The following is a 14,800-nucleotide window of genomic DNA, read 5'->3' on the forward strand; positions in this document are numbered from 1 at the left end:
GGGTCCTGTCCGGGATACGGAGCGGGCCCCTTTTCAGAACCCGCCGGATATGGCGAAGGGCAGAGAATGATCTCTGCCCTGTTGGCTCTGAAGGAAAGTTGGATGCGTGTCAGTTAGACGCGGGCCCCTCCAGAGCCAACGAAAAATACGCATACCAACGGTTTGTCATAGCCACACCATAACCATGCCCAGTCAAACCCGGCAAATTTTGTCCACTATGAGGACAACAGCTTGCGGAGGTACTGCAGCTGCCTGACCCAGTGGTGTTCCTGGCCGCCTTCGTGGTTGTTGAAGCGGTAGACCTCTATGTCCTTCTCCGGCGCCCCAGCATCCAGACCGTAGTTGTTGTAGCTCGCGAACACCGTAGAGGGCGGGCAAATATCGTCCATCTGGGCGGCGGAAAAGAGCGCCGGGACGGTGGCCGCCCGGCCCAAGTGGACGCCGTCGAAGTAGTTGAGCACTGCGAGCATGGCGTCGTAGCGGTCCCGGTGCCGGCCGAGGAACGAGGCGATCTCGGGGTAGGGCCCCCGCGGGGTGATGTCGATGGCACGCGGGAAGTCCTGCAGGAACGGGACGTCGGGCAGCGCGGCAATAACGCCGTCGAGCCGTCCGGCCACAAGGCCGGCGGTAGCGACGGTGATGCCGCCGCCTTGGCTCACGCCGGTCAGGACTACTTTGGAGGGGTCGACGGCGGGATGGTCCTGTGCCGCTTCCACCGCCCGGAAGGCGTCCACGTAGACACGTCGGAAGTAGTAGTTGTCCGGATGGTCGGCGCCCCGGGTCATGAGGCCGGCATAGTTGACCCCGCCCGCCGAGGGATGTGGATCCGGGGTATCGCCGGAGACACCGCCATAGCCCTGGCCGCGGGTGTCCATGATGAAGTGTGCGTAGCCTGCCTGCGCCCAGCGCGTGTTCTGGTTGGCCAGTCCACGGCCGCCTGAATAGCCGATGTACTCCACCACTACCGGGAGTTGAGCACCGGGTTCACGATCCGCCGGCACGTGGAGCCAGCCCTTGATGCGGTCTCCCCCGAAGCCGGAGAAGGTGACATCGAAGGTGTCGATCACCGTGAGGTAGTTGTCCACAGGCTCGAACACCGCGTCCAGCGGCAGGGTCCTTGCTTCGGTGATAGTGCGGTCCCAGAAAGCGTCAAGGTCAGCCGGCGCCACAGCTGTGGAGGTGTAGTCGCGAAGCTGTTCGAGGGGCAGGTCAAAAAGAGGCATGAGGAGATCCTACGTCATAGGTTAGTGTGCGCCGTCACAGGGCGTAGCGGCTGGAGCGGGCTGATGGTGAGGTTGCGGTACGCGGCTTTGAGCGGAGCCATCTGGCGGATCCCAAAGTAGCCGCCGCCCAGCGGCTCCGGGCCGGGGTCAACCCAGTCGAACAACGGCAGGCCATTGATCGAAAAGGCCACACGTGGCCCGTCCTTGAGCACTTCCAGCTGGTAGAAACCGTCGGCATCCTCGGCCGGAGGAAGCGGGTCGGCGCCTTGGGCCACGAGTTCAAACCCCGCACTTTTGCGGAGATTGCAGGTGCGGAAAGCTCGCTCCGAGGCGTGCTTGTGCCGGAAGTAGGAAACGTGGAGGGCGTCGATATCCCCCGAGTGGTATTGCGGGTAATAGCCGGTCCGTGGAGCAAGGGCCGTGGAGAACAGGTCCTCGCCGCCGTGCCCCCTGGCCGCGAAAAACACCATGGCCAGGCCGGGTTCCTCCAGCGGCCGGAACTCCCACGCGATCCGGACGGAATCCGGGATTTCTTCCGGGCACCACAGGGTCCAATGGGCGTGGTCGCCGTGTACTTCAGCGTCAAGGGCGCCCGAGAGGACCAGCGCGCTGGTGCCGTCGCCGCGGGAAGCCGGCCCGCCGTCGTCGTACGCTTGGAACTGGACCGGCCCCTCCGCGATCCAGGTCCGAACGTCAGCAGGTCCCCGCAAGGGGTTGGAGTAGATCAAGCGCGCGCCCCAACAAAGCCGAGGGTTTCCAGCTGTTCCGCCACGTATCCGGCAATCATTGTGGCCCCCTTCTGGTGGAAGTGCGTGTTGTCCTCCAGGCCGCCGGCCCAGTGCGCATGCGCGCCGGGGGCAAAGTGGAAGAACAGCTCCTTGGACTTCTCCTCCCCAAGCTCTTCGTACAGTGTCCGGGTCCACTGATTGAGGTCGATGACATCGAGCCCAAGCTCGCTTCCGAGTTCACGCACGACGGCGGGATACTCACCGAGGGTGGCCTGCAGGGCGCCGGCGAGGAAGTGCCGACGCTCCACCGACGTGCACAGGATGGGCACGCCACCCTTGGCGCGGACCTCGGCCACCATGCGGCGAAGGTTGTCGGAGTAGCCCGTCCGCGCCGCGAGGTGTTCACGCTTCTGGTCGTTGTGCCCGAACTGGATGAGCACCACGTCGCCTGCCACCGTCTGGTGAAGCAGCTGGGTCCAGAGCCCCTCCTCGCGGAACGACTCCGTTGTGGCACCGCCCTTCGCGAAATTGTGGACGGCGGCCCACCAGTAGGTCTCAGGGGCCAGGTGGGCTCCCCAGCCGCTCATCGGGTATTCGTAGCTGGGGCAGGCGGCCACGGTGGAGTCACCCGCGAGGAGGATTTTCATGGTTGCACCTTTCAATGCGCCTCAGCCCTTGACCGAGCCGATCAGCATGCCCTTGGCGAAGTGCTTTTGCAGGAAGGGGTAGAAGATCAGGATGGGAAGGGTAGCCACTACGATCACGGCGAACTTTATGCCTTGCTCGGGCGGTATGTAGCTCGGGTCCACGTTGCCGGTGCCAAGAAGGTCGGACGCTGCGGTGACCTGGCGGAGGTACATCTGCAGCGTCCACATGTTGTTGTCGCTCAGGTAGAGCAGTGGGGACATGAAGTCGTTCCAGATTCCCACCGCGTAGAAGAGGGCGAACGTGGCCAGCACCGGTTTGGACAGCGGCAACAGAATCCGCCAGAGGATCCCGATTTCCGTGGCGCCGTCCATCTTTGCCGACTCTTCCAACTCATCCGGGAGTTCCTGGAAGAAGTTCTTGATGATGATCAGGCTGAACGGGTTGATGGCCGCTGGCAGGATCAGGGCCCAGTAGGTGTTCAGCAGGCCCAGGTCCTTGACCAGCAGGAACGTGGGAATCATGCCGCCGGAGAACACCATGGCGAAGACCTCCAGGGACATGATCAGCTTCCGGCCGCGCAGGTTCTTCTTCGCCAGCGGGTAGGCCATGGTGACGGTCAGGATCAACTGGATCAAGGTACCCACAAGGGTTACCAGCACTGTGGTGACCAGTGCCTTGGTGAACGCCGGGGTGGAGAAGATGTACTCGTAAGCCGAGAGGGTGAACTGTTCGGGCCAGACGAAGAACGCACGCCGGGTGATTTCGGCTTCGTTGGCGAAGGAGCCGGCCAACACGTAGATGAACGGCAGCAGCGTGATGATGCCGACCAGGCTGAGGAAAACGTAGTTGGCGGCGTCGAAAACCCGGCCGCCGCGGGTGTTGTGAATCTTCATTAGAACAGTCCGCTCTGGTTGAACCGCTTGGACAGCCAGTTGGTGCCGAAGATCAGCACGATGCCCACCAAGGACTTGAAGAGTCCGACGGCGGTGCTGTAGCTGTAGGCGCCCTGGGTGATTCCCACGAAGTAGACGTAGGTATCGAAGACGTCGGCCACGCTGCGGTTGAGGGCGTTGGTCATGAGGTAGATCTGCTCAAAGCCGGTATTGAGCATCTGCCCGATGGCCAGGATCAGCATCACGATGATGGTGGACCGGATGCCAGGCAGGGTGATGTGCCAGACGCGCCGGAACCTGCCTGCGCCGTCGATGATGGCCGCCTCGTACTGGTCCTGGTCCACCGTGGCCAGCGCCGCCAGGAAGATGATGGTTCCCCAGCCGGTGTTCTTCCAGATCTCCTGGAGCACGATCAGTGGCCGGAACCAGTTGGGATCGGACAGGATATCCACATTGGTCCCGAAGAGCCCGTTCACGAACTGGAACAGCGGGCCGATGTCCAGGGCAAAGAGCAGGAAGCTCAAGGACGCCACGATGGTCCACGACAGGAAGTGCGGGATGTACACGAGTGTCTGGACAGTGCGCTTGAGCACTGACAGTCGGACCTCGTTGAGCAGCAGTGCCAGGATGATGGTCAGGGGAAACGCGATCCCCAGGTTCAGGAACGCAAGGATCAGGGTGTTTCCGAGCAGCCGCGGGAAATCGGGGTTCGCGAAGAAATCCGTGAAGTTCGTGACACCCACCCACGGGCTGCCATTGACGCCCAGGAAGGGAACGTAGTCCTTGAACGCAATGGACACGCCGTACATGGGTCCGTACCGGAATACCGCAAAGTACAGGACACCCGGAAGCAGGAGCAGGTAGAGCCACTTGTAGTGCGCAAAGTGGACGGCGAACCCACGCCGCCGCCGCGGGGCGGGTGGCTTGGCGGCCACCCGCTCCGAGGCCTTGGCTTCAACAACCGGCGCGGTCACTTCTTGTTGTCCTGCCACAACTTGTTGATTTCTTCCTTGACCTTGTCACCGCCGCTGGTGTTCCACAGCTTGATGGCGTCCTTCAGGCCCTGTTCGTCGGTCTGGCCTGCCAAGTACTTGATCCGGGCATCGGCCACGATGTTGTCCAGTTGGGCACCCTTGGCAACATAGGTGGGCGACACGAACGCCGCTGCCGGGTTGTAGACGGCGCTCTTGAGGTCCTTGGCCATGACGGCAACACGGTCATCGAAGACCTTCTGCTCGTACTCGGAGGCCTGCTTGACGGGGTAGAAGTTGTTGCCGGTGACGTTGGTTCCGAGCTGGGCGAAGCTCTTGATGTCGGTATTGACGGCCTTGCCCTCAGGAGTTTCAGGCTTGATGGTGGCGGCCAGGCCGTCCACGACGTTGAAGTTCACGCCCTCGATCCCGTTGTTGATCAGGACGGCTGCTTCTTTGCTGTTCAGCTTGTCCAGGAAGGTCAGGACGTTCTTCAGGTCTGCCTCGGTTTTGACGCTGGACTTGGGGATGGCCAGGAAACCGGAGTAGCCATCGGTGGGGTGGGCGTGCAGTTCGCCGTCGGGGCCCTTAAGGCTGCCCACGAAGCCCACCTTGTTTTGGAAGTCGTTGGGGTTGGCCTGCTTGAACAGGTTGATCAGCACGCTCGCCCGGGAATCGACGTCGATGATGATTCCACCCTTGCCGTTGAAGAACGGCTCGTTCCACTTGGTGCTGTCGAAGGTGGCGAAATCGGGGTTGATCAACTTCTCGTCCACCATTTTCTTGATGAAACGGTTGGCCTCGAGGAATTCGTCGGTTTCAAAGCTGGGAACGAGCTTTCCGTCGCGTTCGGCCCAGCGGTTTCCTGCTCCATACCAGGTTTCGACGAGGTCGTAGGGGCTGTTGGTGCCCAGCCCGCCCCACTTGGGGATGGTGATTCCGTAGGTGTCGTTCTGGCCGTTGCCGTCCGGGTCCTGCTCGGTGAACGCCTTGGCTACTTTGTAGAGGTCCTCTGTGGTTTCTGGTGCCTTGAGGCCGAGTTTGTCCAGCCAGTCCTGGCGGAACATCACGGCAGCACGGATCGGGTTGCGGCCGCGGTAGACGCCGTAGACCTTGCCGTTGACGCTGGCGTTTTGCTGGACCTCCGGGAAGGTGGTTTTGAGGTTCGGGTAGTCCTTGAGTTTGTCTGTCAGGTCCCAGAATGCTCCGGCTTCGGCGTTCTTCACGAAGCCGGGCGTCTTGCCTTGGACCACCAGCACATGCGGGATGTCGGAGGACGCCAGCGTGATGTTCATCTTGTCTTCGTAGGATGCGTTGGGCGTCCACGTGATGTTGACGTCTTTGCCCGTGAGCTCCTCGAGCTTTTTCTGGACGGCGCCGTCGGCTGTTGGCGGTTGCGCCTCCAGGAACGGTGCCATGATCTTGACGGATGAAAGGTCCGACGCCGGCGCTTCGCCACCGCAGGCGGTCAGCGCCAAGGCAGCGGATACGACGACGGCGGCGGCCAGCGTGTGTTTTCTACGGATCATTTTCCTACTGCTCCACTTCTTCGGGGTTGTTATGGTCCGACGACGTTCCCGGAAACCTTTTGATGGTCCACAGGTGCTCGCCGTTCATGCCTTGATACGTTTCATTAGCGCTCTCGCCAGAGGCGTTCCGAACAAGCTCCGCATGCCCCTGGACATCCAGGGGGCGGTGGAGGATCTGGTTCCCGCCTGGTCCGGGCCGCGCCGGGTTGATGTCAGGCAATGCCGGCTCCCCTCGTCACAACAGCTGCCGTTGCCCCGGCCGCTGGTGTCCCCGCGGCCGCATCTGCTGACAGGGCACCCGCCATTGCTTCATCGTTGGCGGTGAAGAAGCGGTCGCATAGCCAACCAGTGACATACAGCCACGCTCCGATCCCGAAGAACGGAATCAGCCCTGGAACGGAACGGCATACGAACAGGGCGACTGCCATGACGAATACGAGGATTACGGTTCCGGCCAGGTGGCGCATGGCGAAGCGGGACGACATCAGGAAGTACTGGGGCACGGAAAGGTTGTAGCGGGCAAACATCGGGAAGAGGTAGCAAGCTACCCCCGCCCCGAACAGCGCCATCATGAACAGCCCCGCCGAGGCGATCTGCGAGCCAAGGTCCCATCCTGCCGAAAAGTAGTCCCAGTTGAGCGTTAGGGCCACCCCGACTGCCACCAAGGGCAACCCCAAGGCATTACCCTTACCGAAATTCCTGGCGTACTCCCTGGCGAAGCGCCGCACCAGTGATGCGGCACCGCCCCGTACCTTGTCCCGTACCAGCAGCTGCGCTGCAGCAGTACTGGGACCGAATCCGAAAACAACGCCACCCAAGACCGTGAAGATGATCCACAAAACGTTCAGGCGGGCTATCCAGACGAGCGTGTCGAACAGTGAGTAGGCCTTGAAACTAAATCCACCAGACGCCATGGCTCCCCCTTTCTCCATCGTTGCAGAACAGGCCCAGGGTTCCGGCGGCATTGGTTCTTTCGAGTGGCACCGGAAGGCGGCGTGGGCCGGCTGAGTGGGCGCGGCCCGGGTGGGCCACATCACAGAGTAAACGCTTTCCCGAAAACTTAGACGCTGCACATGGACCGCGTCAAGCGACTTCTTGAATCGTTACATTTCTACCTGGAGCGGGTTACACTGGGCTGAACCGAAGGTGGGAAAGCGCTTGCTGGGTATAGCCTGAACCCGCCGGACCACATGAAATGCAACCCGGACGACGGCGTCACTCGCCTTCGCCGCATCGCCAGCAGAGGAGAGCCATGGAAGCCCGCTCCGTCGAGTCCGCCAGCAGCCAACACCACGGTGACGCTCCGCAGTTGCGCAGCGAAGGAGCAGCGCATGGAGCAACGCATGGAGCAACGCCACCGTCAGCACCGACGCCGCGGACGACACTGGCGCGGATCGCCTTGGTAGGGGTGCATGGCTTCGGCGTCCATCACCTGCACAATCTCGAAAGGCTACGGGCGGAGGGCCTGGTGGACTTGGTCGCTGTGGCCGATCCCAACCCTCCGGCCCCGGGAACGCTGCCCGCGACAACGGCCGTGCATTCGAATCTGGGAGACCTGCTGGCCGGCAACCACTCCCCGGACGTCGTCATCGTGGCCACCCCCATCCAGACCCACGCACCCTTGGCCCTGTCCGTGCTGGCCGCCCAGGCCGACCTCTACCTGGAGAAGCCCCCGGTCGCCTCCATGAAGGACTTCCTCCATCTCCAGGAAGCTGCGAGCGCGGCCGGTCGAAGTGTTCAGATCGGTTTTCAGAGCCTGGGCTCGCACGCCCTGGCCGCACTGGACAAGCTGGCGAATGGCCAATCCTCGCCCGAACTTCCCCGAATAGGGACCCTCAAAGGCATCTCCGCCACCGGCCGATGGGTTCGGGATCGCGCCTATTACAAGCGCTCCCGTTGGGCGGGCAAGCGGAGTCTGGACGGCGTGGATGTGGTGGACGGCGTGGCAACGAATCCGTTGGCCCACGCCATCGCTACGGCGCTGCGAATTGCCGGTGCACGGCACGCTGAGGATCTGGCCGTTGTGGACACCGATCTCTATCGCGCGAACGACATCGAGGCGGACGACACCTCGGTAATCCGGATGCGTACCACCGCTGGATTGCCCATCACGTGTGCCCTCACGCTGTGCGCCACGGAGTCTGTGGAACCGTACGTGACGCTTCACGGCACGGAAGGAACGGCGGTGTTCCATTACACGGAGGACCGCGTGACGGTTCGCACGGAAGACGGTGAAACCTCGCATATCTTTGGTCGCGATGACCTCACCGAAAACCTCTTGCAGCACCTGTCCGAAGGCACGCCGCTGCTCAGTCCGCTCGATCACAGTGGCGCGTTCATGCGCGTCCTGGAAGCCATCCGCACGGCCGATGAGCCGGCCCTCATCCCCACGGAAAACGTGGTCTGGGTGGGATCGGGCGATCAAGCACACGCCGTGATCCCTGGCATCGAGGACATCCTGGACCGCGCCACCCGTGCGCACGCCACCTTCTCCGAGCTGGGTCTGTCCTGGGCGCGGCCGGTCACGTCAGGGGCCGAGGCCCTGTTCGCCAACCCCGCCGACCAGCAAACCGCCCAGCCCGCCATCCCGGCTGCCGTCCTGCGCAGCGGAAGCGGCCTCCAGCCAAGCCTCTCCCCCCGGCCTTACCTGCACCCGGTGTCTACCCGGGCCGGAATTGTGGTGACCGACCAGCTGGCGTCGGACCACGCCTGGCATCTGGGTGCCGGATTCGCGCTGCAGGATGTGAACGGCAGCAACTTCTGGGGTGGTCGCAGCTATCGGAGGACCGCCGGAAAGTATGTTGACCTAGACGATCACGGCCGGGTGGACATCGCTGGCATAACCCGCGGGCACGACTACACGGAACTGGAGCTTGAGTGGTTCGGGGCCGACGGCAGCCTGCTCCTCAAGGAGCATCGCACCTTCAGTCGCAGCCTCATCAGCCCCACCACGTGGCGGCTGGACATTCAGACCCAGCTGACCGCCGTCGTCGATGTCACGCTGGGGAGCCCGGGTTCGCATGGTGCCGCCGGCAGCGGCTACGGTGGCTTCTTTTGGCGGCTGCCTGTCAACGCTTCGCCGCGCGTCTTCTCCTCCACAGCCGAGGGTGAGCCGGCCGTGCATGGTTCCGTTTCGCCGTGGCTGGCTTGGTCGGGAGAGTTCGACGGCGGTCCGGCCACCTTGGTGTTCGGCGCGCCCCTGGAGTCCCCCGACCCGTGGTTCGTGCGGTGCAACGGTTACCCGGCAGTGGGTTCCGCCTTGGCCTGGGACACGGCGGTGGAACTGGCCCAGGGCACCTCCCTGGCGCGCACCAACACGGTGTGGATCAGTGATGGGTCTTTGGACGTGCACCAGATCGAAGAGCTGGTAGCCAGCCGCTGATTACCCGCTCCACGTCCCCGCGAGTTGGCATTTGATGACAATCCCAGCCCTTGTAATTGCCATCAAATGCCAGCTCGACGGGAACAGCGCCACAGCAGCAGCCCGATCACCGTGGCAGACGCCATGCCCAGCGCACCGGTGATGACCAGCCCCGTACGGACACCGAAATCCTCGGTCAGCCAGCCGGCCAACAACCCACCCAAGGCGTGACCACCCAGGAGCAAGGGGAAGTAGAGGGCGAGGACCCGGCCGCGCACACTGGCCCCGGCTTCGAGCTGGACGGCAGTCGCTGCGCTGGTGAGGAATACCAGGGTCATGAAGCCCACCACCACCAGCATCACCACAAAGGACTCCTGGCTCGGCATGAGGGCGGCCACCAACTGGCTCAGGCCAAAGAGCCCGGCGCTGGCAACGATCCCCTTGCGGCCAAACCTCTTGATCCTGGTCGCGATCAAGGCACCAGCCAGGGCTCCGAGCGCGCTGACGGTGTTGAAGAGGCCGAACCCGGCCGGACCGCTGTGCCACACCCGGTCAGCGAAGGCCGCCAGGACAACGGGCCCGTTCATGCCGAAGGCGCCCAGCAGACCGGCCAGGAGCATGGTGAGGAGAAGTGGTGGACGGGCACGGACGAAGCGGAATCCGGCCAGAACCTGGCCGCGGCCTTTCCTGTGGCCGTGCGGTTCCGGGGTGTGGTGGAGCTCCCCCGGACGGATGGACCCGATCAACACCAGGACCGTTGCGCCAAGTCCCGCGTTGGCGGCGAAGGCAGCGGCCGGTCCTGCATGGGCAATCACCACACCCGCCAGCGCCGGACCGGCCATGGCGCCCAGTTGCCCGATGGCACTGTTCAGCCCGATGGCCGCCGGCAGTCCGGCGTCGCCTACCACTTCATTGACGAAGACCTGCCTGGCCGGCCCGTCGATGGCACTGGTGATTCCCAGAGCGACGCAGGAAGCGTAGACCACCCACACGTCCGTGCCGCCCGCCGCATTCCACACCGCAAGGCCGGCAGCAAGCACCACGGCGACGGACTGGCATAGCAGCAGGATTCGACGTTTGGGGAAGATGTCCACCAGCACCCCGCTGACGGGGCCCACCACCAGCATCGGAAGGAACTGAAGCGCAACGGCCAGGCCTACCGCAGCCGGGCTGCCAGTGAGCTGGAGGACCAACCAGTCCTGAGCGAGCCGCTGCATCCAGACGCCACCGCTTCCCACCAAGGAGAGGGTGACGAAGATCCGGTAATTGTGGTGCCGCAGCGGGTAGTGCCAGGACTCCGTGGAGCGGGCACGCGCGGTGCGGGTCCTGGTGGATTGGGGGCGGGGTGGGAACGGGCGGGGTGGGAACGGGCGCGGCGACACGGGGAGGTCTGCTCGATTCAGCGGGTTGGCCTAGCGGTGGGATCGGATCTTGATGGCGGCTGCCGCGAGCACCAGGGTTCCGGGCACAATCACGAACAGCGCCTGCAGCATCCAGACAAAAACAACGGCCATCAACAAGGCGGCGAGAAGGAGCAGCGAGCCACTCCAGTCACGCAGCGAATCGCTCTTCGCGCCGGCATACGCCGCCGCCCAGCGCTGGGTACCCGGAACGTCCGCGGGCACATCGCCCTCGTCCTCGTTCCATGCCAGCTGGCCACTCCAATTGGCCGTGGTGCGCAGCAGGAGCACCGCACCGGCTGCCGCCAGAATGACTGTGGCGGGCAGGATCGCAGCCCGTCCCGGCAGTTGCCCCACCAGCGCGAGCAGCAGGTTCAGGACAATCACGACGGCGGCTGCCGCCGTCGTGATTCCCAGCTTCCAACTGCCGGGCAGCGCCTTACGGAAGTTCCCCCACAAGCTGCGCAGGGAATCGTCCCTGCCGCTGAGGTGCCTTTCCAGATGCGCGACGCCAGCTGCATAGGCAGCCGGCGCCGTCACCAGAGGGACGGAGAGCAGGAGCACAATGACTCCGGCCAGGATGGTTTCGGAGAACAGCGCAAAACGGTTGACCGGGATGCCTGGTGTTCCGGTTGACGTGCCAATGGTGCTCATTGCCCGTTCCCCTAGCCCTTGAGTCCTTGGGTGGAAACACCCTCGACGATGTAGCGCTGGAACACCAGGAAGAACACCAGCACGGGAAGGAGCGCCAGCACGGACATGGCGATCATGGCGCCATAGTCGGAGCTCTGGGTCTGGTCCACGAAGAGCCGCAAAGCCAGGGGCAATGGGTACTTCTCGGGAGTGTTCAGGTACAGCAAGGGGCCCAGGAAGTCGTTCCAGCTCCAGATGAAGGAGAAGATCGAGGTGGAGATCAGCGCGGGCTTCATCAGCGGCAGCATGATGGACCCGAAGATCCGGGCGTGCCCGGCACCATCAATGCGCGCCGCTTCGTCCAGTTCGGCCGGGAGGCCTCGCATGAACTGGACCATGAGGAACACAAAGAAGGCATCCGCGGCAAGGAACTTACCGATCAGCAGCGGCACGTAGGTGTCCACAAGGCCGAGCTGTTGGAACACGATGTACTGCGGGATGATCACCACGTGGAACGGCAGAAGCAAGGTAGCGATCATCATGCCGAAGAACAGCCCGCGGCCGGGGAAGTTGATCCGGGCGAAAGCGTAGGCGGAAACGGAGGCGGACAGTACGGTGCCCACTACAGCGCCAACAGCCAGGATCAGGGAGTTGGTGAAGAACGTCAGCGTGGAGACACCACCGATGCCGTCCATGGCGGTGGCGAAGTTGTCGAAGCTGAAGTTGGCTGACCAGAGGGCGTTGTTGGCCCCGCCGATCTCGGAGTTCGGCTTGAAGGACGAAGCGATCATCCAGATAGCCGGGTAGAGAACCATTACCACCAGCGCCAAGGCAACGATGTGGAAGATGGCGCTCTTGATCCGCTTGGCCGTGACGGACTCGGACTTCGGGTTGTACACCGGAGCCTGCGTGGCCGCCGGAGTGGACTGGGTGGGGGTTGCCATTGTTGTCACTTTGAATCACCGCTGTAGTGGACCCAGGACTTGGAGGTCTTGAAGAAGATCAGCGTGATGATGCCGACCGCGATCACTAGGAGCCAGGCCATTGCCGAGGCATAGCCCATCCGGAAATCGCTGAACCCGCGCAAGTACAGGTAGAGGGTATAGAAAAGGGTGGAGCCTGCGGGACCGCCTTCACCGTTGGAAATGATGTAGGCCGAGGCGAAGATCTGGAACGCGTGGATGGTTTCCATGAGCAGGTTGAAGAAGATCACCGGGGAGAGCATGGGCCAGGTGATGTTGATGAACTTCCTGACCGGCCCGGCACCGTCCATGGACGCGGCCTCATAAAGGTCTGCGGGAATCTGCTTGAGACCGGCCAGGAAGATCACCATCGGTGCCCCGAACTGCCACACGGTCAGCAGGATCATCATGCCCATGGTCATGTTGGGGTTGCCCACCCAGCCCCCGAGGTTGATGCCGAAGAACGACAACCCTTGGTCGACGGGACCGGAGTCACCGAACATTGCTTTCCACACGATCGCGATGGACACGCTGGCCCCGATAAGGGACGGCGCGTAGAACGCTGACCTGTAGAAGCCCTGGCCTTTGCGCTTGCTGTTGAGGAGCATCGCGATCGCCAAGGCTGCGGCGAGCTTCAATGGCGTTCCGAACACCACGTACTGCAGGGTGACTCCCACTGATTGGAGGAAGCGCTCGTCCTGCAAGAGGGTGGTGTAGTTGTCCAGCCCGATCCATTTGGGGGCATCGAACAGGTTGTAGTTGGTGAAGGAGAGGTACAACGAGGAAATCATCGGACCCACGGTCAGGGCGATGAATCCCAGCAGCCACGGCAACAGGAAGGTGTATCCGGCGCGGGCGTCCGCTCCCCGCCGCCGCGACGTGCGCGGTTGCGGGGCTGCGGACGAGGCACGCCTGCTCAGGGTTGGGCTTTGAGTCACAAGATCAGTCCGTCAGTTGGGAAAGCCTGGATCAGGCGTTCTGCTTGATGAGGTCTTCGGCTTCCTTGAACCACGCATCAGCTGCGCCGTCGATGGTCAGCTTGCCGTAGTTCAGGTCCGAACTGACCCGCTTGAACGTGGACTCCAGGGTGCCGAATCCCACGATGGGCGGCTCGGGAGCGTCCTTCAGGTACTTCTCGATGGACTTCTCGTAATCCACCACCAACTTGTCCGTTCCTTCGAACGTGGTGCCGTCGCGCTGGGTCTTCGACGCCGGGACGCCGCGGGAGGTCTTGAAGATCTGGCCAACCTCGGGATCGTTGACCATGAAGTCGATGAAGCGGGCCGCAGCATCCTTGTACTTGGTCTTGGCGCTGGCCACCATGAGCATCGAGGGCTTCAGGAAGAGACCCAGGTTGTCGGGATCGTCGGAGGGCACGGGAACAAGCTTCAGTTCCTTGGCACCGCTGTCCGCGAGGTAACCGGCCATGAAGTTGTCCCAGGTGACTTCCGTTGCGGTGACGTTGGAACCGAACGGGGACTTTGGCAGCAACTGGGTGGTCTTGTCTTCGCCGACGATTGCTCCGGTGCCGCGCAGGTCCGCGCTGAGGTTCCACCACTTCTTCAGGTCGTCCTTGGAGAAACCAAGCTTTCCCTCATCGGTGAAGGCCTTGATGTTGTTCTGCCGCAGCCAGATGTTGAAGTTCCACCAAACACTGGTGTAGTCGGTGCCGCCGAAGAGCGTTCCGTTGCCCTTCTGTCCAACCTCGGCGAGGAAGGCGTTGAACTCCTTGTAGTTCCAGGAACCGTCCGGCTCGGCAATACCCAGCGAAGCGAGCTTCGCGGGATCGTAGTAGACAGCGAAGGCGTTGGTGCTGGTGGGGATGCCGAACGTCTTGCCCTTGATCTGGCCGGACGGAAGGAGTGACTTGTCGAATCCGTCGGTGTTGATCTTGACCGTGCCGAGGTCCAGGAGCTGGTTCCGCTGGCCGTAATCGCGGAGGTATGAGAGGTCCCACTGCATGACGTCCGGGAGGCCACCGCCGGCGGCTTCGGTGGCGCGCTTCTGCCAGTAGCCTGCGAAGTCGGAGAAGTTGCCGTTGACTTTGATGTCCGGGTTCTTGGTCTCGAAGAGCGCAATGGCCTTGCGGGTCCGTTCTGCACGGTCGTCATTGCCCCACCAGGTGTAGGTGATGGTGACGGGCTTGTCCGCGGAACCGGTCTGGCCAGAGGACGAGGACTGGCCACAGGCCGAGAGGAACGCGGCAGATGCAGTGCCGAGAGCCACCGTGGTGAGGAATTTCCTTCTATCGATCATGAGAGCCTCCTTGCTCAGTTGGTGCAAGCTTGTGGAGTTCTCTACAACGTGGCAGTGATCTCGCTTACACTCGTTCTGAATCGATACAATAGCGGCAATACGGAATGTGGGCAAGCGTTTTCCAAAGAACGCGTTTTGACCGATATTCTGCATTCATACGTTCAGCAGCACCCGCACCAGTTCGGCCAACCTGACG

Annotated in this window: 14 protein-coding genes; 1 reads left to right on the forward strand and 13 read right to left on the reverse strand. The window is 62.8% G+C overall.

Annotation, left to right across the window (positions count from 1 at the left end):
* Positions 1-215: 215 nt before the first annotated feature.
* Genes LRQ04_RS02205 through LRQ04_RS02240 form a run of 8 tightly spaced genes read right to left on the reverse strand, consistent with a single transcriptional unit; the run spans position 216 to position 6,906 of the window.
* Positions 216-1,223 carry an acetylxylan esterase gene (locus LRQ04_RS02205; protein WP_235517361.1) on the reverse strand — a complete coding sequence of 336 codons (1,008 nt, stop codon included), beginning with the start codon at positions 1,221-1,223 and terminating at the stop codon, positions 216-218.
* Positions 1,224-1,237: 14 nt separating this feature from the next.
* Positions 1,238-1,951, reverse strand: coding sequence for a DUF1961 family protein (locus LRQ04_RS02210; protein WP_235517362.1), 714 nt, complete (start codon positions 1,949-1,951; stop codon positions 1,238-1,240).
* Positions 1,948-2,598, reverse strand: coding sequence for a rhamnogalacturonan acetylesterase (locus tag LRQ04_RS02215; protein ID WP_235517363.1), 651 nt, complete (start codon positions 2,596-2,598; stop codon positions 1,948-1,950). The genes LRQ04_RS02210 and LRQ04_RS02215 overlap by 4 nt, the downstream gene beginning before the upstream one ends.
* A gap of 21 nt (positions 2,599-2,619) precedes the next feature.
* A complete protein-coding gene (locus LRQ04_RS02220) occupies positions 2,620-3,492 on the reverse strand; it encodes a carbohydrate ABC transporter permease (protein ID WP_235517364.1) in 873 nt (290 codons plus the stop codon).
* Positions 3,492-4,484: a sugar ABC transporter permease gene (locus LRQ04_RS02225; RefSeq protein ID WP_235517365.1), complete on the reverse strand. Its 993-nt coding sequence runs from the start codon at positions 4,482-4,484 to the stop codon at positions 3,492-3,494. The genes LRQ04_RS02220 and LRQ04_RS02225 overlap by 1 nt, the downstream gene beginning before the upstream one ends.
* Complete coding sequence (locus LRQ04_RS02230; RefSeq protein WP_235517366.1) at positions 4,463-5,992, reverse strand: extracellular solute-binding protein; 1,530 nt, start codon at positions 5,990-5,992, stop codon at positions 4,463-4,465. The genes LRQ04_RS02225 and LRQ04_RS02230 overlap by 22 nt, the downstream gene beginning before the upstream one ends.
* A gap of 4 nt (positions 5,993-5,996) precedes the next feature.
* A complete protein-coding gene (locus tag LRQ04_RS02235) occupies positions 5,997-6,212 on the reverse strand; it encodes a hypothetical protein (RefSeq protein ID WP_235517367.1) in 216 nt (71 codons plus the stop codon).
* Positions 6,205-6,906, reverse strand: coding sequence for a YesL family protein (locus LRQ04_RS02240; RefSeq protein WP_235517368.1), 702 nt, complete (start codon positions 6,904-6,906; stop codon positions 6,205-6,207). Before LRQ04_RS02240 ends, LRQ04_RS02235 begins: the two co-directional genes overlap by 8 nt.
* A gap of 338 nt (positions 6,907-7,244) precedes the next feature.
* On the opposite strand from LRQ04_RS02240, the gene LRQ04_RS02245 reads away from it, so the two are divergent.
* Positions 7,245-9,374 (forward strand): DUF6807 family protein, encoded by a 2,130-nt coding sequence (locus LRQ04_RS02245; protein ID WP_235517369.1) that lies wholly within the window; start codon positions 7,245-7,247, stop codon positions 9,372-9,374.
* 62 nt (positions 9,375-9,436) lie between these two features.
* Here the strand turns inward: LRQ04_RS02245 and LRQ04_RS02250 are convergent, their stop codons facing one another.
* The 5 genes from LRQ04_RS02250 to LRQ04_RS02270 are packed head-to-tail and all read right to left on the reverse strand — an operon-like array spanning position 9,437 to position 14,604.
* Complete coding sequence (locus tag LRQ04_RS02250; protein ID WP_235517370.1) at positions 9,437-10,735, reverse strand: MFS transporter; 1,299 nt, start codon at positions 10,733-10,735, stop codon at positions 9,437-9,439.
* Between the two features lie 30 nt (positions 10,736-10,765).
* A complete protein-coding gene (locus LRQ04_RS02255) occupies positions 10,766-11,407 on the reverse strand; it encodes a Poxvirus protein I5 (RefSeq protein ID WP_235517371.1) in 642 nt (213 codons plus the stop codon).
* Between the two features lie 11 nt (positions 11,408-11,418).
* Positions 11,419-12,339 (reverse strand): carbohydrate ABC transporter permease, encoded by a 921-nt coding sequence (locus LRQ04_RS02260; protein WP_235517372.1) that lies wholly within the window; start codon positions 12,337-12,339, stop codon positions 11,419-11,421.
* Positions 12,336-13,286 carry a carbohydrate ABC transporter permease gene (locus LRQ04_RS02265; RefSeq protein WP_235517373.1) on the reverse strand — a complete coding sequence of 317 codons (951 nt, stop codon included), beginning with the start codon at positions 13,284-13,286 and terminating at the stop codon, positions 12,336-12,338. Before LRQ04_RS02265 ends, LRQ04_RS02260 begins: the two co-directional genes overlap by 4 nt.
* A gap of 31 nt (positions 13,287-13,317) precedes the next feature.
* Positions 13,318-14,604 carry an ABC transporter substrate-binding protein gene (locus tag LRQ04_RS02270; protein ID WP_235517374.1) on the reverse strand — a complete coding sequence of 429 codons (1,287 nt, stop codon included), beginning with the start codon at positions 14,602-14,604 and terminating at the stop codon, positions 13,318-13,320.
* Between the last annotated feature and the right edge of the window lie 196 nt (positions 14,605-14,800).

It is taken from the genome of Paenarthrobacter sp. AR 02, assembly GCF_021538675.1.
In the GTDB taxonomy this organism is placed as follows: Bacteria; Actinomycetota; Actinomycetes; order Actinomycetales; family Micrococcaceae; genus Arthrobacter.

Bases quoted from the DNA above. Each gene is read 5' to 3' on its own strand.
- LRQ04_RS02205 (WP_235517361.1), bottom strand. From the start codon at position 1,223: ATGCCTCTTTTTGACCTGCCCCTCGAACAGCTTCGCGACTACACCTCC.
- LRQ04_RS02240 (WP_235517368.1), bottom strand. From the start codon at position 6,906: ATGGCGTCTGGTGGATTTAGTTTCAAGGCCTACTCACTGTTCGACACG.
- LRQ04_RS02270 (WP_235517374.1), bottom strand. From the start codon at position 14,604: ATGATCGATAGAAGGAAATTCCTCACCACGGTGGCTCTCGGCACTGCA.
- LRQ04_RS02230 (WP_235517366.1), bottom strand. From the start codon at position 5,992: ATGATCCGTAGAAAACACACGCTGGCCGCCGCCGTCGTCGTATCCGCT.
- LRQ04_RS02215 (WP_235517363.1), bottom strand. From the start codon at position 2,598: ATGAAAATCCTCCTCGCGGGTGACTCCACCGTGGCCGCCTGCCCCAGC.
- LRQ04_RS02245 (WP_235517369.1), top strand. From the start codon at position 7,245: ATGGAAGCCCGCTCCGTCGAGTCCGCCAGCAGCCAACACCACGGTGAC.
- LRQ04_RS02255 (WP_235517371.1), bottom strand. From the start codon at position 11,407: ATGAGCACCATTGGCACGTCAACCGGAACACCAGGCATCCCGGTCAAC.
- LRQ04_RS02220 (WP_235517364.1), bottom strand. From the start codon at position 3,492: ATGAAGATTCACAACACCCGCGGCGGCCGGGTTTTCGACGCCGCCAAC.